At 42.6% G+C, this 23,361-nt stretch carries 22 protein-coding genes; 16 read left to right on the plus strand and 6 right to left on the minus strand.

All coding sequences use genetic code 11. The annotated features are described in order from the left end of the window. Nucleotides 1–66: 66 nt before the first annotated feature. The gene (gene hpsL, locus myaer_RS11730) at nt 67–1,794 is read right to left on the minus strand and encodes a hormogonium polysaccharide biosynthesis protein HpsL (protein WP_046662222.1); all 1,728 of its coding nucleotides are present in this window, start codon (nt 1,792–1,794) and stop codon (nt 67–69) included. A 57-nt stretch (nt 1,795–1,851) separates the two neighbouring features. After that, entirely contained in the window at nt 1,852–3,291 is a 1,440-nt protein-coding gene (glmM, locus tag myaer_RS11735; RefSeq protein ID WP_046662223.1) for a phosphoglucosamine mutase, read from the minus strand. A 259-nt stretch (nt 3,292–3,550) separates the two neighbouring features. Between glmM and myaer_RS11740 the strand changes: the two genes are divergently transcribed. The 3 genes from myaer_RS11740 to myaer_RS11750 all read left to right on the plus strand — a co-directional run bounded on the left by myaer_RS11740 (nt 3,551) and on the right by myaer_RS11750 (nt 6,866). After that, nucleotides 3,551–4,492: a glycosyltransferase family 2 protein gene (locus tag myaer_RS11740; protein WP_046662224.1), complete on the plus strand. Its 942-nt coding sequence runs from the start codon at nt 3,551–3,553 to the stop codon at nt 4,490–4,492. 284 nt (nt 4,493–4,776) lie between these two features. Beyond that, complete coding sequence (locus myaer_RS11745) at nt 4,777–5,946, plus strand: hypothetical protein (RefSeq protein ID WP_046662225.1); 1,170 nt, start codon at nt 4,777–4,779, stop codon at nt 5,944–5,946. A 254-nt stretch (nt 5,947–6,200) separates the two neighbouring features. Then, nucleotides 6,201–6,866 carry a PEP-CTERM sorting domain-containing protein gene (locus myaer_RS11750; RefSeq protein ID WP_046662226.1) on the plus strand — a complete coding sequence of 222 codons (666 nt, stop codon included), beginning with the start codon at nt 6,201–6,203 and terminating at the stop codon, nt 6,864–6,866. 353 nt (nt 6,867–7,219) lie between these two features. Here the strand turns inward: myaer_RS11750 and tnpA are convergent, their stop codons facing one another. After that, on the minus strand, nt 7,220–7,615 hold the full coding sequence (tnpA, locus tag myaer_RS11755; protein WP_201261995.1) for an IS200/IS605 family transposase: 396 nt from the start codon (nt 7,613–7,615) through the stop codon (nt 7,220–7,222). Between the two features lie 73 nt (nt 7,616–7,688). On the opposite strand from tnpA, the gene myaer_RS11760 reads away from it, so the two are divergent. From myaer_RS11760 to lepB, 7 genes are all read left to right on the plus strand, one after another. Then, nucleotides 7,689–8,807, plus strand: coding sequence for a transposase (locus myaer_RS11760; protein WP_235614737.1), 1,119 nt, complete (start codon nt 7,689–7,691; stop codon nt 8,805–8,807). A 149-nt stretch (nt 8,808–8,956) separates the two neighbouring features. Next, complete coding sequence (locus myaer_RS11765) at nt 8,957–9,478, plus strand: photosystem I assembly protein Ycf3 (RefSeq protein ID WP_046662227.1); 522 nt, start codon at nt 8,957–8,959, stop codon at nt 9,476–9,478. A 91-nt stretch (nt 9,479–9,569) separates the two neighbouring features. After that, a complete protein-coding gene (gene gatC, locus myaer_RS11770) occupies nt 9,570–9,866 on the plus strand; it encodes an Asp-tRNA(Asn)/Glu-tRNA(Gln) amidotransferase subunit GatC (protein WP_046662228.1) in 297 nt (98 codons plus the stop codon). A 99-nt stretch (nt 9,867–9,965) separates the two neighbouring features. Next, nucleotides 9,966–10,367 (plus strand): phosphomannose isomerase type II C-terminal cupin domain, encoded by a 402-nt coding sequence (locus tag myaer_RS11775; RefSeq protein WP_046662229.1) that lies wholly within the window; start codon nt 9,966–9,968, stop codon nt 10,365–10,367. An 874-nt stretch (nt 10,368–11,241) separates the two neighbouring features. Beyond that, a complete protein-coding gene (locus tag myaer_RS11785; protein ID WP_012267375.1) occupies nt 11,242–11,613 on the plus strand; it encodes a hypothetical protein in 372 nt (123 codons plus the stop codon). A 332-nt stretch (nt 11,614–11,945) separates the two neighbouring features. Further along, nucleotides 11,946–12,779 carry a nucleoside triphosphate pyrophosphohydrolase gene (gene mazG, locus myaer_RS11790; RefSeq protein WP_046662230.1) on the plus strand — a complete coding sequence of 278 codons (834 nt, stop codon included), beginning with the start codon at nt 11,946–11,948 and terminating at the stop codon, nt 12,777–12,779. Continuing rightward, nucleotides 12,779–13,354: a signal peptidase I gene (lepB, locus tag myaer_RS11795; RefSeq protein ID WP_046662231.1), complete on the plus strand. Its 576-nt coding sequence runs from the start codon at nt 12,779–12,781 to the stop codon at nt 13,352–13,354. Before mazG ends, lepB begins: the two co-directional genes overlap by 1 nt. 9 nt (nt 13,355–13,363) lie before the next feature. On the opposite strand, the gene myaer_RS11800 is transcribed toward lepB, so the two are convergent. Next, the gene (locus tag myaer_RS11800; protein WP_046662232.1) at nt 13,364–13,852 is read right to left on the minus strand and encodes a universal stress protein; all 489 of its coding nucleotides are present in this window, start codon (nt 13,850–13,852) and stop codon (nt 13,364–13,366) included. An 18-nt stretch (nt 13,853–13,870) separates the two neighbouring features. On the opposite strand from myaer_RS11800, the gene myaer_RS11805 reads away from it, so the two are divergent. Continuing rightward, complete coding sequence (locus tag myaer_RS11805; RefSeq protein ID WP_046663728.1) at nt 13,871–14,788, plus strand: 3'-5' exonuclease; 918 nt, start codon at nt 13,871–13,873, stop codon at nt 14,786–14,788. A gap of 114 nt (nt 14,789–14,902) precedes the next feature. Next, nucleotides 14,903–15,757 (plus strand): prephenate dehydratase, encoded by an 855-nt coding sequence (gene pheA, locus myaer_RS11810; protein ID WP_046662233.1) that lies wholly within the window; start codon nt 14,903–14,905, stop codon nt 15,755–15,757. Nucleotides 15,758–15,798: 41 nt separating this feature from the next. On the opposite strand, the gene myaer_RS11815 is transcribed toward pheA, so the two are convergent. Further along, entirely contained in the window at nt 15,799–17,724 is a 1,926-nt protein-coding gene (locus tag myaer_RS11815) for a sensor histidine kinase (protein ID WP_046662234.1), read from the minus strand. Between the two features lie 91 nt (nt 17,725–17,815). Here myaer_RS11815 and myaer_RS11820 point away from each other — a divergent pair, with 91 nt between their 5' ends. Together myaer_RS11820 and myaer_RS11825 are read left to right on the plus strand one after the other, a co-directional pair. Beyond that, nucleotides 17,816–18,496 carry a RibD family protein gene (locus myaer_RS11820; protein WP_046662235.1) on the plus strand — a complete coding sequence of 227 codons (681 nt, stop codon included), beginning with the start codon at nt 17,816–17,818 and terminating at the stop codon, nt 18,494–18,496. Between the two features lie 36 nt (nt 18,497–18,532). Continuing rightward, complete coding sequence (locus myaer_RS11825) at nt 18,533–19,723, plus strand: GNAT family N-acetyltransferase (protein WP_046662236.1); 1,191 nt, start codon at nt 18,533–18,535, stop codon at nt 19,721–19,723. Nucleotides 19,724–20,063: 340 nt separating this feature from the next. On the opposite strand, the gene myaer_RS11830 is transcribed toward myaer_RS11825, so the two are convergent. After that, on the minus strand, nt 20,064–20,648 hold the full coding sequence (locus myaer_RS11830; RefSeq protein ID WP_046662237.1) for a tRNA-(ms[2]io[6]A)-hydroxylase: 585 nt from the start codon (nt 20,646–20,648) through the stop codon (nt 20,064–20,066). A gap of 132 nt (nt 20,649–20,780) precedes the next feature. On the opposite strand from myaer_RS11830, the gene glyS reads away from it, so the two are divergent. Together glyS and myaer_RS11840 are read left to right on the plus strand one after the other, a co-directional pair. After that, nucleotides 20,781–22,910, plus strand: coding sequence for a glycine--tRNA ligase subunit beta (gene glyS / locus myaer_RS11835; protein ID WP_046662238.1), 2,130 nt, complete (start codon nt 20,781–20,783; stop codon nt 22,908–22,910). Nucleotide 22,911: 1 nt separating this feature from the next. Continuing rightward, a complete protein-coding gene (locus tag myaer_RS11840) occupies nt 22,912–23,301 on the plus strand; it encodes a hypothetical protein (protein WP_046662239.1) in 390 nt (129 codons plus the stop codon). Nucleotides 23,302–23,361 lie beyond the last annotated feature (60 nt).

Genomic DNA, 23,361 nt, shown 5'->3' on the forward strand with positions numbered 1-23,361 from the left:
CACTTAAAAACTCAAATCTGACAACTGATAACTGATAAATGATAACTGAAAAAGCTTATAGTAATTTCAAGCTAAAGAAACACCTTTGCGTTTAAATTTTAAGCCCTTTTTGGAGGATATTGTGGCGGTTTCCCCCGCCAGAATTTTGGCTTCTTTTTCCTGTTTTTCGATCACGGGTAATTTAAAAATTAGACCCGCGAATATCCAATAATAAACCCCCAGAGGATCCGTATCGAGGGCATACCAATAGGGAAGATAGGCAACAAAGAGCAACAAAACCCAATAACTACCGGCAAAACCTCGCAGAGTCGGGTCTTTGAGGGAACGATAGGTGCGGAAGGCCAGATAAACTAGATGGGTCATGAATATCATGTACAAGGTAAAACCAATGTATCCCAACTCGAATAAAACTTTACTGTGATAGGTTTCCACAAAGGAAATATCACCGAAAATCCTAGCAGAAGATGTGGCCACACCGAGTCCACGACCTAAAATACCGCCCTGATTACGGATAGCAAAATCCAACTGTTCTTGAAGAAAAGCGGTGGGGGGAGCCTGTTGCCAACGGCTGATGGCACTATCGTAGCGTTGTTGGACAAAATCGGGGTTAAGGAAAGAAAAACCGATAGCTAGAAGTAAAGTGGTGGCAAAAATGATCGGCAAAAATCGTTTTAAGTTAGCGATTTGTCCCGTAAGAATCGTCATCAGACCAATAATCATCGGTACAGCAAAGAAAGCTAATCTTTGCCCAGAGACCACTGCATTAATAAAAACTAGGGTTAAACCCACTAGGGCTGCTATTCGCCATTTTTGGGAAATTTCACTAAAGGCACTGGCATAACAAATTACGGCACTAGAGACCAAAAACCAAGCCCAGTGCCAGGGGGAAACAAAAGTACCTGGTAAACGGATCATATTCACTTCCGGACTATAGACTAATCCCCCACCGACCAAACACCTTGCCTCTAAGGTGGCTTTGAATAGTGCATCAGCCACGTAGCCTCTAGTTCCTACACAACGACCAGTTTTCAGCATCCAGTATTGCATTAGTCCTAGGACACAACAAATAATCACTAAAGTCACTAAAAGACGACCAAAAAATAACAGGGTGGGTTTGTCTTTGATCAAGTAATAAGTGCAGAAGATCAAGGGAACATAACCTAGCAAAACTTTAAACCCTAATAGTCCTTGTAGAAAAGTCTCACTTGTCCGACAGGGAACTCCGCGCAAACGGCCATCCCTAAACATAGTCATCCCGGCCACGGAATCGCAAGTAGGCAGAAATTGTCTCTGTAAATTGACGGCTAATAGACAGACCATACAGAAAACAAAGATTAATAATAGAGTTGTGCCTAATTGTTTCGGGACAATAATCGGTAATCGCTTTTTTCGACATTCTAAAACTAAGGCGATTAAAGCGGGTAGATAAAATATATCTTTACTAAGCTGGAGGATTTGACTACCTCCCAACCAATAGATAATAGTGCCAGTGAAGGGGACATAGATAATAAATGCCCAAAGAGCCGCACGGGGATAGCTAAAGGAGAAAACTCCTAAAATCAAGGCTAAACTTACTGCCGCTCCTATCTTGGGATCAAATAATAAGCTGAGGGGTAATCCGATCAAAATTGCTGCACAAATGGCAAAAATAATCAACCCCGTTAACTTTTGTTTCTTTTGCCTTTCTTCTTTTTTGAGGGCAAGTTTCTCTTTGATGTTAGGTGGGCGACTATCGGCTTTTGTTTCGCCTTGTTTATGCTTTTTTTTCTTACGATCGATACTTAGTCCGGTCATAATTATCCCTTGCTAGGCTAGGCTAAGGGCATTATAATCCCTATCTCCCTCGATCGACTACAAAAGATAGCTTCGCACCGCTTGCACTAGCCTTTCTGTCCAACAATTGGCTAATTCTAAGGTTTCTGCTTCCACCATCACCCGAATTAAGGGTTCTGTCCCGGAAGCGCGCACCAAAATTCGGCCTTTTTCTGCCATGGCTGTCTCCGCTTGGCGGATTTCCAGGCGCAAAGGTTCACATTGCTGCCAATTACGTCGCACTTCTCTATCCTCCACCCGCACATTGCGTAAAATCTGCGGATAAGTGACAAAGCTATGATCGACTAAATTAGCCAAGGAAACCCCCGATTTCTGCACTAAAGCCGCTAAATGTAGGGCGGTTTGCATTCCATCCCCAGAAACTCCGTAATGATGGCAGAGAATATGACCGGATTGTTCGCCCCCTAGCATGGCTCCAGTTTCCCACATTTGCGCCTGAACGTGCTGATCGCCCACGGCAGTCCGCAAGAATTGGCCCCCCAGTTTTTGCCAAGCGCGTTCAAAGCCTAAATTAGCCATCACCGTCGCCACTAATAACCCATCGGGTAGCTGTCCTGCTTCTAAGAGGGAACGACCCCAAAAATAGAGGATATAATCGCCATCTACCACTCTACCTTGACTATCCACGGCCATGACCCGATCGGCATCGCCATCGAAGGCAAACCCTAAATCCGCTTGCTGATTAATCACCGCCGCCTGTAGGCTTTCTAAATGGGTAGAACCACAATTAACGTTAATGCGATCGCCATCGGCTCGATCGTGTAGGCAGATAACTTCCGCCCCCAAAGTTTGGAATACTAAAGGTGCTAGGTTAACGGCTGCCCCCCAAGCTAGATCTAAAACTATTTTTAATCCCGATAGGTTAATATCCGTCCCGACGGAATCAATCACAGCTTGATAATACTTTTGGATTAATTCGGGACAAAAAGTCGCTTTTCCCCAATTTTCTGGTTTATCTGCTAATTCTAAATTGCCCCTTAAACCCGCTTCTATCTGTCCTGCTAAACTGCCAGACAATTTTAAACCGCTGCCGTCAAAAAATTTAATGCCGTTATCTTCGGGAGGATTATGACTGGCAGAAATCATGATCCCCCCCATCGCTTCGCTTTCTCTGGTTAAATAGGCGACGCAGGGAGTGGGACATAATCCCAGTTGCCAGACTTCTATTCCCGCCCAAGTTAAACCCGCAGTGATAGCATTGGCTAACATATCACTGGAATTACGCGAATCTTGACCGATAATTACCGGTTTGGTGACACCAGCTTGATTTTTTAATACCTGTCCTGCCCAAAATCCGATTTGTAGCGCTAGGGGGGCAGTTAATAATTCTCCCACTTGACCGCGAATTCCGTCCGTGCCGAACAGGGGTGATGACGGTAATTCAATCAAACCCCCTAAGGATAACAGGGGATGCGATCGAGTTTTTTGTCCATTTTGATACGATAGAGAAGCTACCATGGCCGATTCCTTTCCTCACACAACACATTCAGAGGATAACATGATCACCGATTTTTTAAAATCAATGTTCCCAGTTGACCTTAATCCTCCTTCCAGGGTTCCTGACAGTCTGGGGAGATGGGGTGTGGGGTGTGGGAAGAATAAATAAAAATAATCTCCTGTCTCCTGAATTCTGAATCCTGCCTCCTGAATGAAGATTGTTAATTTTTGCCAGAGGTCTAATCATTTGGTAAGCTAAAACGGTAATCTTGACCCCCGAATGCGCGTGCTGATCAGTGTTGTCATCCCCACCTACAATCGCCAAGCAATCTTAAAAAAATGTTTAATCGCTCTAGAAAATCAGCGTTTAACCGATAATAAGGTGGAAAACTACGAAATAGTCGTTGTCGATGATGGCTCTACCGATGGGACAATCCCTTGGCTAGAAAGTCAAAAAGCTAATTTACCCCATCTGCAACTGTGGCAACAGGATCACGGCGGACCGGCGATCGCTAGGAATCTGGGGGTAGAAAAAGCTCGTGGTGATACGATTATTTTTATCGATAGCGATCTGGTAGTGACAGAAAATTTTCTGCAAGCCCATGCCGAAGCTTTAACCGCCGGGGCAGCAAGTGTTGGCAGCGATCGCTTATTTACCTACGGCAGCGTCATTAATACCTGTAACTTCGAGCATCCTACCAGTGAACCCTATAAAATCACCGATTTCTCCGCCGCCTATTTTGCCACGGGCAACGTGGCGATCGCTAAAAAATGGTTATTAGCAGCGGGATTATTCGACACCCAGTTTCAACTCTACGGTTGGGAAGACTTGGAATTAGGAGTGAGATTGAAGCAATTAGGACTAAAATTAATTAAATGTCCTGAAGCCGTCGGTTATCATTGGCATCCCCCCTTTAATCTCGCACAAATTCCCAATCTCATCGATAAGGAAATTCAACGAGGACGAATGGGAGTGCTTTTTTATCAAAAACATCCCACCTGGGAAGTGCGGATGATGATTCAAATGACTTGGATTCATCGACTGTTGTGGGGTTTACTTTCCCTGGGGGGAACCCTGAATGAGCGCAGCCTCTCCCCTCTGTTACAATGGCTAATCGATCGAGGTAAACCGCAATTAGCCCTAGAAATTGCCCGCATTTTTCTCAATTGGTACAACGTGCGCGGCGTTTATCAAGCTTATCGGGAAATGCAGCCTCAGTGAAATGTCTTGCCAAACACCGATGCGGTGTGACAGGATTTAGCATCGACAACCGACTCCCTAAAACCAGAGACTTTGTACCTCACCATCGAGATAACTGCCCTAAAGGGCAACATTTGCCCAGAAAAAACTGAATATTTTCTTTCTTTTTCTGATAATTGCTGCCACAATCAAAAGCAATCGGCAGCGAGAGCGGCGGAAAACACTGACCACCTTTGCCCCTTGTCAATTATCGTCCGAGATTGGGCATATTTAGAAGTAAATTTTCCTAGAGGAGGAATCCCATAATGAGTATCGTCGATATTTTAATCGGTTTTGTCGGTGGAGGTGCGATCGGGGGTGGGGCTTTATATGCCCTCCAAGAGGGAAAAATCAGGGAAGCACTGCAAAAATATGAGAAAATTCAGGCGGCTTTAGGTGAAACCGAAGCAGAGTTAAAAGACAGCCAAGGACAGTTTGGCAATATCGAAGCCACCTATAAAGAAGAAGTGGCTAAACTGCAAAAAGAGTTAGAAGACAGCCAAAGACGTTTACAAGAGCCAGCAGGCGCAAATCCAGTTCAAGCCATGGAAGTTGCCTATAAAACCCAAATTCAGGAACTTGAACAGGAATACGAAACTAAAATCGAGGAATTGCGCCAAAGCTATCAAAGTCAAATTCGCGAGATTATCGACGGGAAGCAAGCAGAAATAGAAGCCCTGCGTCAAAGTCAACAGGCGCAGATTCTAGCATTAGAAAATGGCTATCAGTCACAAATTCAACAACTAGAACAGATTGCTCAAAGCCAACTGTTAGAACTACAAAAAGCTCCCCAAGCATTAGTGGCGGAGCCGTCTATTCAAGAAGATGATCAAACCACTCAAATTATTGAACCCTGGGATGATTTCCCCGATAGCCCCAGTGATGGTTTTATCACCGAAGAAACCCTAGGATTGGAAACGGAATTTGCTCCTGAAAGGCCGCCAGAAAACCCAGTTTCTCAACCAGAATTAGCCAGTGACATCAATCCCTTTGATGGTTTTATCACTGAAGAAACCCCAGTATTCGACCCAGAATTCACTCCTGAGATGGAGATGTTTGGCCAAGAGGAAGAAACTAGAATGATCAGTAGTCTAGGAGAATTATCGGGTAATTATGATCGGATATTCGGTCAAGAAACCGTTAGCAGTGACACCAGTTTCTCTGATTTATTAGCCACCGATGCGGAAAAATTCGCTGCTGCCCAAAATTCTCTAGATGACTTATTTGCCGATACTGCTGACAGCGATATACCCGAATTATTCGATCCTTTTGCCGCAGAAACCCCTAAAGTTGCTTCTGTTCCGAGTGACCAAGAAGAACTAGATTTCTTCAGTATGTGGGATGATGAAGAAATGGGCGATCTAGAATCCCTACCTTCTGAGGAAGAACTGCCCCTTGATGATCTATTTAAATTGGAGCAAGAGGACTCCCGTTAAACCGCGAAGCGGTTAGCGGGGGAATGTCAAGGGAGCAGAAGACAGAATTTCTTCCCCGGCCGATTTCTGGCTTCCGACCTTCCTAATCGGCGCAACCATAGGGGGCTGTGGCCATCTCCCCCTATCCCCATACCACAAAATAGTTTAAAAACTGTATCAAAAGTAACAGACATGAGAAACAAAAACAAATAAGATGCGCTAGGGTGCCATGCCCCAACTTAACTTTACCCAATCTTACCTAAGGAGATTTCCCAGTGAAACTCGCTATTAGACCCCTTGTTTTATCCACTGCCACTTTCGGCTTAATGTTGGGTGTGTCACAAAACGCCCAAGCCGCTGGCCTGATTCCCAGAGTCACTGCCTCAACTGCAAATTCAGCGTCTGGCTGGAATATAGCCAATACCGTCAACGGAGTCGGCCTGCCCTCTAATACCCCAAGTCTGACGGAAAATCACAATGTGACAAATAGTACTAATTCTTGGCGGACAAATACGATTCCAGTTGGCACACCATTAAGTTCAGTTACTATCGAATTTAACTTCAATCGTATCTACAATCTCGCTGGGTTTAGTTTCTGGAACCTTAGCAGTTCTTCCGCCACTCAAGGGATTAATACCTTGACGATTGAATATAAACTAAATACAGGAGCTTGGACTACTCTGACTGGCCCTGGCGTTCCTCTTGCCTTCGCGCAGGGTACTACTTCGACCACTAGCTCTATTTCCCCACAAGTGTTCAATTTTAGCCCAGTCTATGCGACTAATGTTAGATTTAGCAACATGACTAACCATGGGGGCAGTGGCAATAATCGTCGTCTTGGTTTCTCAGAAATTCAATTTCGCTCAATCCCGGAACCTTCTTCCACCCTTGCTCTGTTAGCTTTGGGTTTAGGGGGTGTTGGTTTGAGAAAAAGAGTTTAATCTTTAAGATGATAGGTTGGGCTATGGGATAACACCATGAAACCAATCTAATTACTTAAAGCAACCAACAGGGAAAAATCTAAATCTTAGGTAAAGTTGCGTCAATGGTCTTTGCAGCAATAAGCGGGGCAGTGGAATTCTTGGCTAGAGAATAAATCGTTAGCTTCTCACCAATTGAATAAACTGTCCCCCGTCCCTAGCAGATTTGACATTTTCCCAATCGTGACGCAAAAAATAAAGGTTTGGTCAGCCCCATGGTTACTCCTTGCAAGGGGGAGTTTTTTGCTGGAAAACCAGTGTTCGCTTGCACCGCGAAGCGGTTAGCGGGAAATGAATTGCGACCAGTAAAAAAACTAACGCGATAGCGTTTCCTTAGACGGAGTAGCTTGATTCTCAACATATTTTTTTAGTTGTTCAACAGTTACTCCACCACAAGTAGCGACAAAATAAGAACCAGTCCAAAAATGAGGTTTTCCATAAAAATATTTCTTGGCTAAATCAGGATATTCTTTTCTAATTAATCGACTACTAACGGTTTTTAAGTTAGCGCTCAAAACCGATAGGTTTTTGTCAGGTTTATACTCGATCAATAAATGAACATGATCTGATTCTCCATTAAACTCCAAAAGTTGACAATCCCATTTAAGGAGATTTTCAGCAAAAATATCTTTTAATCTTGTCAAAATTTCTGCACTTATAGCTTTTCTGCGATATTTCACCACAAAGACTATAGACAGACCTAAATCCATGATGATAAATACTTGACACATCCAAAGCGGTAAGTGTTATAGTTGTATAGTAGCACTCCGCCGGTCGGTACTAATGTTAGACGTTGTGAAAGTAAGGATTTATCCGAACAAAGAGCAGGAAATAGCCTGGCTAAAAAACTCAGGCTGCTGTCGATTTGTGTATAATTACTATCTTAACAAGAGTAACACACAGTACCGAGAAACGGGAAGAGGTATGTCTTATGTCGATAGGGCCAAAGACTTAACCCAACTCAAAAAAGACGCCAACTACTCATGGTTAAAAGAGGCTACAGCTACCACATTACAGCAATCTCTAAAAAATTTAGAGACGGCTTGCAAAAATTTTTTCAACCAGACAGGTAGATTCCCCAACTTTAAAAGTAAGCAGAAAAAACAATCAATCCGTTACCCTGAGAGTTGTTCAATGAGAAATAAGGGACTAAAGCTTCCCAAAATAGGGATTGTTAAAGCCAAAATTTCTCAACCAGTCAACGGCACAATTAAATGGGGGACGGTATCTAAAACCAGTAGCGATAAGTATTATGCCTCAATTCTGTTGGCAATTGCTGAAAATATCAATCCCCAAATTGGTAAAATTTCAGGAGTTGATTTAGGATTATTAACTTTAGTAACGGTTTATGATGGAGAAAAAGCTGACAAAATAGATTCAGTTAAACCGACAAGAAAGTATGCTAAACGTTTAAAACGTAGGCAACAAAAACTCTCTCGGAAGGTCAAGGGATCTAACAATCGTAGAAAGGCGGTAAAAATCGTGGCTAGAGTCCACGAAAAAATCGCTAACACCAGAGAAGATTTACTCGATAAAATCTCAAGAAAGCTAGTTGATGAAAACCAAATCATAGTAGCAGAGAGCCTTTGTGTCAAAGGATTAGCCCATACCAAATTAGCTAAATCAGTACATGATGCTAGTTGGGGTATGTTGCTAAATTTCTTAAGCTACAAGCTAGATAGAGAAGGAGGAAAACTTGTCGAGGTTGACAGATTTTTTCCTAGTTCAAAACTTTGCTCATGTTGTGGATTTAAAAAAGATTCTTTGACGTTAAGTATTAGAGAATGGCTCTGTCCAGAAGGCAATACTTATCACGATAGAGACGAAAATGCCGCCAAGAATTTAAGAGCAGAAGGACTAAGAATCCTGTCAACAAATACTGATGGGCAGTCAGGAGTTTAAGCTTGTGGAGAGACTGTAAGACTCGTTGGGATTCGTCTCAAAAAGCAGGTTTCTGTGAAGCAAGAATCTCCCATCACACCGCTTCGCGGTGTGATGGCGAGAGTGTCAAAAAGGTAAATAGTCATTTTGATCGCCTAATCGTCCTAATTATGCCACGCACTCAACGTAACGATAATTTTATTGATAAATCCTTTACCGTCATGGCGGATATCATTTTAAAGATGCTCCCCGCCGATAAAAAAGCCAAGGAAGCCTTTGTTTATTATCGCGATGGGATGTCTGCCCAAGCTGACGGCGAATACGCCGAAGCCCTCGATAATTACTATGAGGCTTTAACATTAGAAGAGGATCCTAATGATCGCAGTTATATCCTCTACAATATCGGCATTATCCACGCTAGTAACGGCGAGCATGAAAAGGCTCTGGAATATTACGAGGAAGCTATCCAACTTAATCCCAGAATGCCCTCCGCCTTGAATAATATCGCCGTTATTTACCATTTTCAAGGGGAAAAAGCCAGAGAAGACGGCCGACAGGCCGAAGCAGAAGCGCTCTACGACAAAGCGGCAGAATACTGGAAACAAGCCATCCGATTAGCCCCCAATAACTACATTGAAGCCCAAAACTGGCTGAAAATCACCGGGCGATCGGAAATTGATGTTTTCTTCTAAATTGAGGAGACAGGAGACAGGAAATTGCTTTTATTTATTCTCCCCACTCCCCAATTCATCATTCATTATTCATCATTACCCCATTTCCCCCATGATCGATCGAGCCACAGTTGAAAAAATCGCTCATTTAGCCCGTTTAGAGATTAATAGCGCCGAAGAAGAAGAATTTGCGGGGCAATTAAGCGGGATACTGGATTATTTCGAGCAGTTAAGCGAATTAGACACGGAAAATGTGCCACCCACCACGCGAGCGATCGAAATGCAAAATATTACTCGCGGCGATAGTAATAGACTTTATCGCGATCACGAGGTCTTAGTGCAAGAATCGCCGGCCCCAGAAGGGGATTATTTCCGGGTTCCCCGTATTCTCAACAGCGACGAAGACTAAATCAGTGATTACTGATTACTGGTCACTGATTTAGATGCCATCTAGGGTTTTTGCTGCTATCTTGGACTAAGATCAGACCTAACAATGGAGACATATATAATGATCGCATCCCAAGATCTGGCACCATTTCAGCTTATTTCGAGCGTAGAATCGGCGGCAACAGAATTTAGGCCCTGGGGTTCCTTCACTACTTTAGAAGAGGGTCCTGGATATAAAATCAAGCGGATTGAGGTGAATCCGGGTCATCGTCTCAGTTTACAGATGCACTACCATCGCAGTGAACACTGGATTGTGGTTTCGGGGACGGCAAAAGTCACCTGTGGAGATAACGAGGAAATTCTTGGTGCCAATCAGTCCACCTATGTGCCGCAGTGTACCGCTCACCGTCTGGAAAACCCCGGGGTGATCAAATTGGTATTAATTGAAGTGCAGAATGGGGAATATTTAGGAGAGGATGATATAGTGCGTTTTCAGGATGATTATGCTCGCCATCAGAGCTAAGACCGTGTTTAGGGAGACAGAAGGGCAAGAAACCATATTTTCGCCCAAAAAACCTTTTTAGGTTAGTCTGCCTGACTGTCTTTCCTGTTGGCAAGGCTCGTCAAGTTCTAGAAAAAATTCCTTTTCCGGCCGGGTAGCGGTTTTCCCCCATCGCCGGTCAACTTTTGACTATCTAAATTACTCGTTAAGATTGCAGGGGGGAAGGGAGCAGGGAGAGAGGGTTAGAGCATTTGTACTAAAAACCAATAGGCAGTTTAAATGCAGTACAGCTTAAAGGTGCGGGGACGGGGATTTATTTTGATGATGTTGTGTGCAAAGAACGGGTAAAATCTGTAGAAAAATAAACTTCCCCTAGACCCTGTGTGGGCAGCTTGAGGAAAGCCGGACTAGGGGAAATGATTTATTCCTTTGCTGGATTAACTTCAGCATATAACTCAAATTTGTCAGGACTATAACAGCCAGATGTCAATTCTGTGACAAATGTGAGTTTTCAGTTTACTGATTACTGGTGACTGATTACTGGTTACTGTCGTCCACTTATTTTCTGAGAATTCTAGAGGTACTTGTAAATATTTGTTACAACGAGACGAGGAAAAATCTGAGGACAGGGAGACAAGAAAGGATTATCGACGGGGATCAAGGATTTCAGTAGGAAACTGCATTGGGGATCAAGAGAAACCGATTGTAAAGTTTTCGATACCTCTCGCCGATTCTTGTAATAGTTCGATACATATAACATAGATGATCGGCGATGATTGTAAATTTATATTGCGAATAGCTCATCTTCTTCGGTGTTTTTCCTATACTGGTCTTCATCAACTTTGAGCCGACGTGCAGAAAAGTTAGACCACCAAGTTTGTAAGAGGTCAGGAAGATGCAATTAACCGCAAGAAATAACTGGGGCCACGTTTCTTTAGCAATGCTAAAAAGCTTTCTTCTCTGGAGTTTCGTCCTCACTGTCTGTTTATTAGTAGTGGGATTTCCTTTAGTAGTATTAATGATGACAGTGGGAGCATTGTCTGCGATTATCTTACAGTCAGTTTTACCGATTAGTTCCGTGCTTTTAGTTGCGGGAATGATTATTGGTATCAATATTTTGGCTATCCTAATTAGTGCCGCTTTATTAGCAGCAAAAGGTGTTCATCCCCATGAAGTTAGCTGGTTGCACTGGCTACACGGTGAGGTAAAAACCTCTCATCAAGCTGTTTATGCTTCTTGTCCCCTAACTTGCGGAGTAGTTCATTAAATCTGATTTTCTTACAGTGGAATTGCTTACCTTTTTTCTATTTAGATTTATTTAAGTTTTCAACTGCTTTATCGGTTGATTATACACACTCCAAGCTAGTGCAACCCGGGGAAACCCGGGTTTTTTCATCATTATTGAGCTAAAGCAGTTATCTGAATAATGGGGAGTCGGTCTTCGCTCAAATTAGGTTAAACTTGATCTATTATCAGAAAGGCTGTAACTGAATATTAGAAGACAGGGAGACGAGAGCTTTTGATAACTGATAACTGATAACTGATAACTGATCACTGATAACTAACCGGTATAATGGGCGAGAAAACCGGAAAAAATCGATGTCTAGCCTTCCAGAAACCGACAATCCCAGCTACAAGGGCATCTTAGCGGCATTAAACCATTTAATCAGCGTTGTTGCCCGTTTACGAGATCCAGAAAGCGGCTGTCCTTGGGATTTAGCCCAAACCCCAGAAACCCTGATTCCCTACGTTATCGAAGAAGCTTATGAGGTGGTAGCGGCGATTAAAAGCGGTGATAAAACTGCCATTGCCGAGGAATTAGGCGATTTACTGCTACAGGTGGTTTTACAAGCCCAAATTGCCAGTGATGAGGGTAATTTTAGCCTAGAAGAGGTGGCTAGAGGCATCACCGATAAATTAATTCGTCGTCATCCCCACGTTTTCGGGGAGCTATCCTTAGAAAATACCGAACAGGTGCGTCAAAATTGGGAAAAAATCAAAGCTGAGGAAAAAAATGACCCGACTATTAGCGGCAAATTAACCCGTTATGCCCAAACTTTACCACCCTTGATGGGGGCGATGAAAATTTCTCGGCAAGCAGCGCGAGTCGGTTTTGAGTGGGAAAATATCGGAGGAGTCTGGGAAAAATTCGACGAAGAGTTAGCAGAATGGCACGATTCCCTCGAATCGGGCGATAAAGAGCATCAACAGGCAGAATTAGGCGATTTACTCTTTACTATTGTCAATCTTGCTCGCTGGTATAATTTAGACCCCAGTATCGCTTTACAAGAGACTAATCTGCGTTTTATTCAACGTTTTTCCCTAGTGGAATCCTTGGCGGAAAAGCCTCTCCATGACTATACACTGGAGGAATTAACAGTTTTTTGGCAGCAAGCGAAAGCTAAGTTAAACCAACCATCATCCGGGCAATAATGCAAGAGCAAGAAATTAATAAGGACAAATCCAAGAGTTTTTGGGCTTCTATTCGAGAAAATCTGCAAATTATCGCTATAGCTTTAGTTTTAGCCCTACTGATTCGCACTTTTGTGGCTGAACCTCGTTTTATCCCCTCCGATTCTATGTTACCCACTTTAGAACAGGGCGATCGCTTAGTGGTGGAAAAACTTTCCTACGATTTCCATCCCCCTCGACGGGGGGATATCGTCGTCTTTGAACCGCCGGCACAATTACAATTACAGGGATATCAAAAGGACCAAGCTTTTATTAAAAGAGTGATTGCCACCCCAGGGGATGTGATTGCTGTCAAGGAGGGCAAAATTTACCTGAATAATCAACCCTTGTTGGAGGATTATATTCTCGAACCTCCCCAATATAATTTAATGCCTTTGCTCGTGCCGGAAAATAACTTATTTGTCATGGGAGATAATCGCAATAACAGCAATGACTCCCATATCTGGGGGTTTTTACCAGAAAATAACGTGATTGGTAGGGCGGTTTTTCGCTTTTTTCCTTTTAATCGTTTGGGGATTTTAGGGGGGAATACCTAACGGGAATTTTTAGTCCTGATGATGTTGAACAATTAAGACGGAACAGGGGGCATGATGAAGAACATAGTTACTCACACTACCTAAGAATAACTCTCCTAGACCCGATCGCCCACGCCGACCGATGACAATTAAATCAATATTTTCCTCTCGCGCCACTTTACAGATAGTTTTGGCGGCATGACCGTAAATTTGCTGGTATTCTCCCTTGACGCCCATTTCTCCCGCCTGATTAGCTCTTTTTTGCAACATTTCCAGCCCTTTTTGCTCGAATTCTTCCCATTGTTGCCGCCAAAAATCGAGAGTGAGATCATTACCCTGGGCGGGGTAAATATCGGCTAAATTGGGCGGAATCGGTAAAGGGCTATAATCTTCTTCAGGGGAAAGGACGTGCAGTAATAGGAGGTTAGCTTCATACTTACTGGCTAAGGATACAGCCTCTTTAAAAACACTCTCCCCCATCTCTGATAAATCTATTGCTATCAAGATTTTTTGATACATTTTTCCACCTCTGCAACCATGCCTTATTTAACGGAATCCGACGCTATTAGGAATGCGATCGATCACTTTTCTCATTTTCCCATTCTTTGGTTAGATACGGAAGTAGCCGATTACGATAGCAAGACTCCCCGTTTGTCTCTGATTCAAATTCTGGCTGATTCCACGGACTTAACGGGGGAGCGGGTGACAATTTTGGATGTTCTCGATCAACCCGATCTTACTGACTATTTTATCACTAAAATCATGTTGGTTGACCGGATAGAAAAGGTTTTTCACAATGCTAGTTATGATTGTAAATTTTTGGGCGGTAAGGGCCAAGTTAAAAAAATTACCTGTACCCTAGAGTTAGCTAAAAAGGTTCCCTACTATATTGCTCCTTTACCCAATTATCAACTAAAAACCCTGGCCGAATGTCTTTGTCATTTTCCCGCTATTGATAAAAGTGAACAGGGGGGTAATTGGGGCAAAAGACCTTTAACCGCGGCCCAGCTAGAATATGCACAAAAAGACCCCGTATATACGGCCCAAATCCATCATCGTCTTTTGCAGCTTTCCCATTTAATTACTCCCGATCCTGCTGGTGAGAATCTGGAAAGATTAACTAATCGTTATTGGGAAATTTACCAGCAATGGAAGATTTTAGATACAGAGATTGAACATCTCAAGGAACGTTTAAAGTCGGCAATGATTAAGCAAGAAGCTGCGGAGATTAACGGGTTTTCGGTCAGTTACCAAAATCGCACCAGCAAAAAAGTTAAACTGGCCGAATTAGCCAAAGTTGTCTATTTATCGGGCCAGGATAGCCAAATATCTCTTTCCTTGACTAATGATCTGCTCAAAGAATTGGGAGATTTAGCCCAAGGGTTAACCATCGAGGAAACTCGCCAAAAAATCAGTCAATTGACCATCAAACAAAGTGAAGCTGACTTGAGATGATGATAACAGAATTCATCGGATAGGGGATAGGAGTCAATACCAAATTAGGTTATACTTGATGTGGATGAGAAAGGCTGTAATAGCTAGAAAAAATTGCTTGCGGGGATAATCTAAATGACTGTCAAGATCGCTTATCTGGGGCCAGTGGGAACCTATTCAGAAACAGCCGCTTTAGCATTTGCTAACAGTTTACCACCCCAGCCTCGTCAATTAATACCCTATCCTAGCATTGCCTTGGCCCTGCGATCAGTTGTCCAAAATCAGGCCGATTTAGCAGTGGTCCCGGTGGAAAATTCCACCGAAGGAAGTGTGGTAATGACTCTTGATGCTTTATGGCAATTACCCGGGTTAAAGATTCAACAAGAATTAGTTTTACCGATTTCCCATGCACTTCTATCTCCCAGACAATCGCTAACAGAAATTAAAACTGTTTATTCCCATCCCCAAGCTTTGGCCCAATGTCAAAAATGGCTAGAAAATAATTTACCTACCGTGCCGATTATTCCCACAAATTCTACCACAGAAGCGATTCAAATTCTCGATCGAGAGACTAATTCGGCCGCGATTGCTTCTCCCCGGGCTGCCAAACTCTATCATGTACCAATATTAATACAACCAATTAATGATTATCCCGATAATTGTACCCGTTTTTGGGTAATGGCTTTAACTTCCCATCCTCAAGGTGAGCGGATGTCCCTCGCTTTTCAAGTTTTAGATCAACCGGGTGCTTTAGTCAAACCCTTAGAAGTTTTTGCCAAACGTCAGCTTAATTTATCTCGGATCGAATCGCGACCAACGAAACGATCTTTAGGTGAATACATATTTTTTATCGATCTAGAAATTAATCCAGATCAACAGCATTTAATCGGGGCAACTTTAGAAGAATTAACCAATTATACCGATGCGATCGAGGTTTTTGGTGCTTATCAGGTGGTTAATTTGCCTGTAGAAAGTTTAGAGGAATTATAAACTAAATTACCTGGAAATTACAGTAGTTAAATAGAGATATTTTAGCTTTTAAGAGAGGGAAGAATCGGCAAAGATGAGTTTTTCCCTGGGGTAGAATCAAACTTTTTTTCCCCCACCAGAGGAAGAATAATTTCCACAGTTGTTCCTAAACCTTGACCTTGACTAGAGATAGTAATATCTCCCCCCATCATCTTCATAAAATTCTTGGAAATAGCTAATCCTAAACCCGTACCGCTAAATTTTCTAGTTGTGGAACCATCAACCATCACGAAAGGACGGAATAATTTTGATTGCTGCTGGGGATCTATACCGATTCCTGTATCGATTATAGTCATAATAGCCTGTGGATGTTCTAAGTGAGTTATTAAAGAAATTGTGCCTCTATCAGTAAATTTAATTGAGTTAGAAATAACATTCAAAATTACCTGTTTTAATTTAGTGGGATCAGCATAAACTATCAGATTTTCTGGACAGAAAAGTAAATTTAATTTTAAGCACTTAAGTTGCAGCGATGCTGTTTGTAAATTAATAACTTCATTGATAATTTCGTGTAAATCTATTGGTTCAGGATTAACGGAAAGTTTACCCGCTTCTATTTTAGCAATACTGAGAATATCATCAATAATTTCCAAAAGATGTACGGCCGCATTATCCGCTTGTTGCAGATATTCTTTTTCCTCCTGCTCACTACTACAAAATCCATCCATAACGCAACGAATTGAGCCAATAATACCATTAAGAGGGGTGCGTAATTCGTGGGAAGTATTCGCCAAAAATTGGTTTTTTAATTGATTAGCATTTTCCGCTTCTTGCCAACTCTTAACTATTTCCTCTCCCCAAAGACGTAAACGTTCGATCATTTCCTCTAAGGCCGAGGCTAACTGATTAATTTCTCGAATATTAAAGTTTTCTGGTCTAATCTTTTGGGAAGGAATTTTTTGAATATTTAAGGCATAATCTCGCAGTTTTTCTAAAGGTATAGCTAAATCCCTGGCGATCAGTATAATAGCTACTAAATAAGCTAATAATAAACCAGAAATTAGATAAAAAATTGCCTCCCAAATTTGTTGTAGAGGAGCGAGAGCTTGGGAGAGGGGACTAATGGCTAGAACTACCCATTTTTGGGATGATTCTCCCGTAACTGGACTTGGGAGGGAACTATAGCCGGCGACTAATTCTTTGCCATCTTTCTCGAAAGAAAATAAATGGAGAAATCTCTGCTGACCTCTAACAGCATTACTGATGATTATATTGAGGCGTTCAGCATCAGCTTCTTGACTGATCTGGCGACCAATGCGCTCGAAATAGGGATGAGCGAGAATAATGCCATTTTCAGAAATAACCACGGGATAACCTGACAAAGAACCGGGTAAAACCTTCTCACTGTAAAGGAGAGAAGCTTGCAGAATCAGACTAGATTGTAATTGTCCTTGATCATCGTAGATGGGAACGGCAAAAATTAATTCTAATTGACGATTATTATTGGGAGATTTAGTTAGAAATTGCTTGGGTAAACTTCTAACTAAAATATTTTCGATATTCCCAGCAAAGCCAGTCCGTTTTTCCGTCCATCTTTCTAGAGGCAAAACTTGGATAACTTCTGGTTCACAGGCTCGATTTAATAAAGGCTTCTTGGTCTTAACATCAATTAATCCCACACAGTTAATCTGATTAGGAAGCTGCGCCGTGAATTGTTGTAAAAAAGCTTCTTTTTCGGCTAAGGTTCCCTGTTTTAAAACCAGACTTTCACCCGCAGTGATAAGATTAGCCTGCAAAAATTGAATTGATTGATCAATATTATCTGCTTTTCTGACGGCACTTTCGGTAAGATTTTGACGGGCCGTTTCCAAAAAAGCCGAACGCGCCTTACGATAGGTAACATAAACTCCCATTAGTAGTACAGGTACACTGACCAGGAGTAAGCGAGAGAGCAGAATACGACGAAAGGAGGATTGACCGATAGACATGGGCAGAAATTGGTTTGACTCTTGCTATCAAACTCCAGACCATACTAGCGTATTCGCCAATCGGACCTGGTGATATTCCTCGTCATTTGCCATGAATCGTCCTCACACCACTGTTATTTTAGCCATGAGTGCCGATGGTAAAATTGCCGACGCCTACCAGTCAGCGGCCAGATTTGCTTCTGCTACCGATAAAATGCGTCTAGAACAACATTTATCCCCCATGGATGCCGCTTTATTCGGTGCTAACACCCTACGCGCTTATCACACCAGTCTTCCTATCCGTCATCCCGATTTTCTCGCATACCGTCAACAACTGGGATTATCCCCGCAGCCGATACAGATCGTTTGTTCTCATTCAGGCCAGCTTGATCCCCGGATGAAATTTTTTCAGCAGCCTTTCCCACGCTGGTTAATCACGGCAGCGGAAAAAGTGGCAGCATGGGAAAATCGGGGTTTATTTGAGCTTGTCTTAGTCTGCGGTGATTGGAAGGCTATTTTTAGTCAATTTACCGCCCTAGGTATTAAAAAGCTGGCGATTCTGGGAGGAGGTGAATTAATTGCCTCTCTTTTAGCTGAAGATTTAATCGATGAAATCTATCTAACTATTTGTCCTTTGCTGTTAGGAGGCAATAAAGCGGCAACTCCCCTGGGAGGCACTGGATTTATGGCTGATTCTGCCAGAAAATTACGACTTTTGAGCGTGGAAACCGTGGAAGAAGAAATTTTCCTACATTATTCCCTTGAACGGGAGTCCCACAAATCTCAAAACTAGATTACCTTAAATAAAAAGGTTGACTTATCTTGTCCCATGGTAGAACAGCTTAAACCTCAATATTCTGTGGCTTGGATTGATAAAATGAGTGAGATTCCCCAACAAAAATGGGATGCTCTCGCTCAACCCCTAACTACTCCCTTTCTAGAGTGGGAATGGTTACATAATATCGAAACTTCCGGCAGCGCCACGGGACGCACCGGGTGGCAACCTGCTCATCTCACAGTTTGGCGCGGTGCTGAGTTAATTGCCGCCGCTCCTTTGTATATTAAAAGTCATAGTTACGGTGAATTTGTCTTTGACCATCAATGGGCGGATCTTTCCCGTCGTTTAGGGATTAGATACTATCCAAAACTGTTAGGAATGACCCCTTTTACTCCGGCGGTGGGTTATCGTTTTTTAATTGCTCCGGGGGAAAATGAACTGGAAATTACTGCTTTAATGATAGGGGCAATCGATCATTTTTGTGACCAAAATCATCTGTCGGGTTGTCATTTTCTTTTTGTGGATCCCCAATGGCGAATTTTAATGGAAAATTTTGGCTTTACTCCCTGGTTACACCATAGTTATATCTGGAATAACAAAGGTTTTCAAAGTTTTGAAGATTATCTGACGGTTTTTAATGCTAATCAACGGCGCAATATTAAACGGGAACGGAAAGCGGTGACTAATGCGGGGTTAATTATTAAAACTCTGGCCGCCGAAGAAATTCCCCATCATTTATTCCCGTTAATTTATCGGTTTTATAGCAGTACCTGTGATAAATTTTACTGGGGAAGTAAATATCTGACACAGAAATTTTTTGAACAATTATATCCGAATTATCGTCAGCGAGTGGTTTTGATTACTGCCTACCAAAATGAAAAAGATACTAAACCGGTGGGTTTATCTTTTTGTATTCGCAAAGATACTAATCTTTATGGTCGTTACTGGGGCAGTTTTCAAGAGTACGACTGTTTACATTTTGAAGCTTGTTACTATCAACCGATCGATTGGGCAATTAGTCAAGGTATTACCATGTTTGACCCGGGTGCGGGAGGACAACATAAAAAAAGACGGGGTTTTCCCGCCACTGCTAATCATAGTTTACACCGTTTTTATCATGGCAAAATGACTCAAATTCTCCGCAATTATATCCAAGAAATTAATCAAATGGAACAGGAAGAAATTGATGCAATCAATCAAGATTTACCCTTTTCTAAGAGAGAAATTGAGTTCAATGAGTAATTTAGATAGGGTTTGTCCTTGGGTGCATCTGATTTTTGTAAATCTACTGAGTTGGGATTTTTACGGGGAAACTATCTTCTAAAATTAGTCATTACTTCCGATTTGATCACTCAATCCAAGCTTTTGGGGGGTTCTACCCCCCAAACCCCCCGTTGGGGACGCAAGCGCGGTCACTGAGCGTGTCGAAGTGCCGTCCCCAAACCCCTCGCGCATTAGTTTTTTGGTGGGATGCTTACAGGCAGCTGCTGATATATTTGTAATAATTTAAGAGTCACTGATAATTGCTAATTGTCCGTATTTCTGCAAATGTGAGCTGCAGCCATTGTCTCTATTAGTGCAATCAACTATGAATACGAGGTTCCGGGTGCAGATTGGCTAAAATCTCACTTTCGATCGCCGCTAGGGTTTCTAAACGTTGCTCGATCACTGTCCGTTCAAAATAATCCGCTGCTAATAGCCAATAAATACCATAATGACGCGCTTCGGAAGCCATTAAACCGCGATAAAATTGAGCTAATTGAGGATCGGGACAATATTCTCCCAATAAACCTAATCTTTCGTGGGAACGCGCCTCAATTAAAGCTGATATTAACAGAGAATCCAAAAGGCGATCGGGTTCTTGGTGACGAATCTGGGCCTTTAATTTAGCACCATAGGGGGGAGAATTCAAAGGAGCGAGGGGAATTCCCCATTTATCTAACCATTGATTGACCTGTTCAAAATGTTCTAATTCCTCTTGTGCGATCGCCGTCAATTTCCGCACGAGGGAAGCGTAGGAAGGATAACGAAACATGAGATTTAAGGCCACTCCTGCCGCTTTTCGCTCACAATGGGAATGATCGAGCAGAATAATCTCTAAATTATTAATTGCCTGTTCTATCCAATCCTCAGAGGTGGCAGTGACTAATAAATTAATCTTTCCCATCGTCGCTGATTCCAATGTGCTGCATCTTTCACCCTAACCCAAAAAGTCGAACAACACCAGTCAAAAACTAAGGACACGGCTTCTGTGATAGCCTAGATGATTGGTGAAGCATAAACACGGCCAATCAATCAGATGGATTTTTTACTGGAAGTCGGTACAGAAGAACTACCCGCAGATTTTGTCGATAGCGCGATCGCACAATTGCAGGAAAGAGTTAGCAAGAGTTTAGAGACGGAATCTCTGGACGCGACTGCTATTCAAGTTTACGGAACCCCGCGCCGTTTGGCCGTGTTAATCACAGGATTACCGAGGGAGCAAGAGGCTCGCAGCGAGGAGATCAAAGGACCGCCAGTTAGTGCAGCCTACAAAAATGGCCAAATTACCGCCGCTGGTGAGGGTTTTGCTCGAAAACAGGGAGTTAGCACCGACGCTTTCTCCATTCGTGCCACAGACAAAGGAGAATTTGTCTATATTGAAAAAACGATTCCGGGTCGTCAAACAGCCGAGATTTTAAGCGAATTAATTCCCCAATGGATTACCCGTTTGGAAGGAAGACGTTTTATGCGTTGGGGAGATGGAGATTTAAAATTTCCCCGGCCAATTCGTTGGTTATTAACTTTAGTTGATGGGGAAGTTTTGCCCCTAGAATTAATTAATGGCTCTACCACTTTAACCAGCGATCGATTAACGTTTGGTCATCGCATTCTACACCCGCAATCCCTAGCTATTAGTCATCCCCAGGCATATTTAACCAGTTTGCGATCGATTTTTGTGGAAGCGGATCCGCAAGTGCGTCAACAGATAATTACTGATCAGATTACCACCCTAGCCAAAACACTGGAGGGAGTGGCAGAAATTCCCGCAGATTTATTGGCAGAAGTGACTAACTTAGTCGAATATCCCACGGCAATTGTTGGCAAATTTGACGATGAATTTCTGGAATTACCCCCAGAAGTAATTATTACTGTGATGGTGACACATCAGCGTTATTTCCCGGTGAAAACTCCCCAGGGTTTGTCACCCTATTTCATCACTATTTCCAATGGCGATCCCCAGAAATCTGAGATTATCTCCGCAGGAAATGAAAGGGTTATCCGCGCACGGTTAGCCGATGCCAGATTTTTCTATACTGCCGATTGCGATGAACCCTTAGATAGTTTTCTTCCCCAACTGGAAAACGTCACTTTCCAAGAAGAATTGGGAACCATGCGCGATAAAGTCGATCGAATTATGGAAATTGCTCAGATGATCGTCGAACAGTTAAATCTCGATGAACAAAGTCGCAGTGATATAGAGTCCACTGCCATGCTTTGTAAAGCGGATTTAGTTACCCAAATGGTCTATGAATTTCCAGAATTACAGGGAGTAATGGCCGAAAAATATGCTTTAATTAGTGGTGAATCGGCTATAGTTGCCCGGGGCATTTTTGAACATTATCTGCCTCGCAATGCCAGTGATCTACTCCCAGAAACAATAACCGGTCAAGTGGTGGGAATTGCCGACAGATTAGATACTTTAGTCGGTATTTTTGGACTGGGAATGCTGCCCACTGGTTCCTCGGATCCCTTCGCTCTCCGTCGGGCTGCCAATGCAATAATTAGTATTATCTGGTCAGCCAATTTTAATATCAATCTTTTGGCATTAATTGAGCAAATAGCTCAGGATTTTGTCACCAGTCATCCCGATAAACCTAACCCAGCCAATCTGATTAAAGATTTCTTTTTACAACGTCTGCAAACTCTCTTAATTGATGATTTGAGGATAGATTATGATCTCGTTAATGCAGTTTTAGGGGAAAACGATCCGGAGTATAAGTCTCGCGCTTTAGAAAATTTATTAGATACCCGTGAACGCGCTCGCTTTTTATCCCAAATTCGTCAGGATGGTCAGTTAGCCAACATCTATGAAACCGTCAATCGCTCGACCCGTTTAGCACAAAAAGGAGATTTAGATACAACTACCCTAGAAGCCAAGGGAATCATCAATAAGGAGTTATTTGAACAATCCTCCGAACAAGCATTTTATGACGCTTTAATTGCCCTAATTCCCGAAACTATCAGCGCAAAAGAGCAAAGAGATTATCAGCGTCTCGTCACTGCTTTAACGGCAATTTCTCCCGTGGTGGCTGACTTTTTTGATGGCGAAAATAGTGTGTTAGTCATGGCAGAAAAAGAATCTGTCCGTCGCAATCGTTTAAATTTGTTGGGTTTACTGCGAAATCACGCCCGAGTCCTAGCAGATTTTGGGGCAATTGTCAACTAAAATGGCCGATTTTGAACTACAGCAACAAGTCCAAAGATTACATCGACTGACGGTATGGGGTCGTTGGTTGTTCGTGTTGGGTTGTTGGTTAGTGATTGGTTCGGCGAGTTTATGGGTTTTACGAGATGATATAGCCTTAATGCGGCAGTATTTTACTTGGACAGCCCTTAGATACACTTTAGCTTTCAATTACTGGCCTTCTATCGGTCTAGCCTTTTGTGTTGCCATTACAGGAGCAGTGTTAGTCTGGCAAAGTCGCAACATTATTTTAGGACTTTCCCCCAGAGAAAAACTGCGCTTAGAGCAACGGGTGCAGAAAATTCGGGACAAAGGGCCGGGTCATCCCCTCTGGCGCTGGATCTTAAAAAGCAGGAAAAAAGACTTACAATAATAAAGCTTTGCTGAAAGCTGACGGCTAGAATCCCCACTAGATATAATTCTTTACGCAACA

It is taken from the genome of Microcystis aeruginosa NIES-2549 (genome assembly GCF_000981785.2).
GTDB lineage: Bacteria > Cyanobacteriota > Cyanobacteriia > Cyanobacteriales > Microcystaceae > Microcystis > Microcystis aeruginosa_C.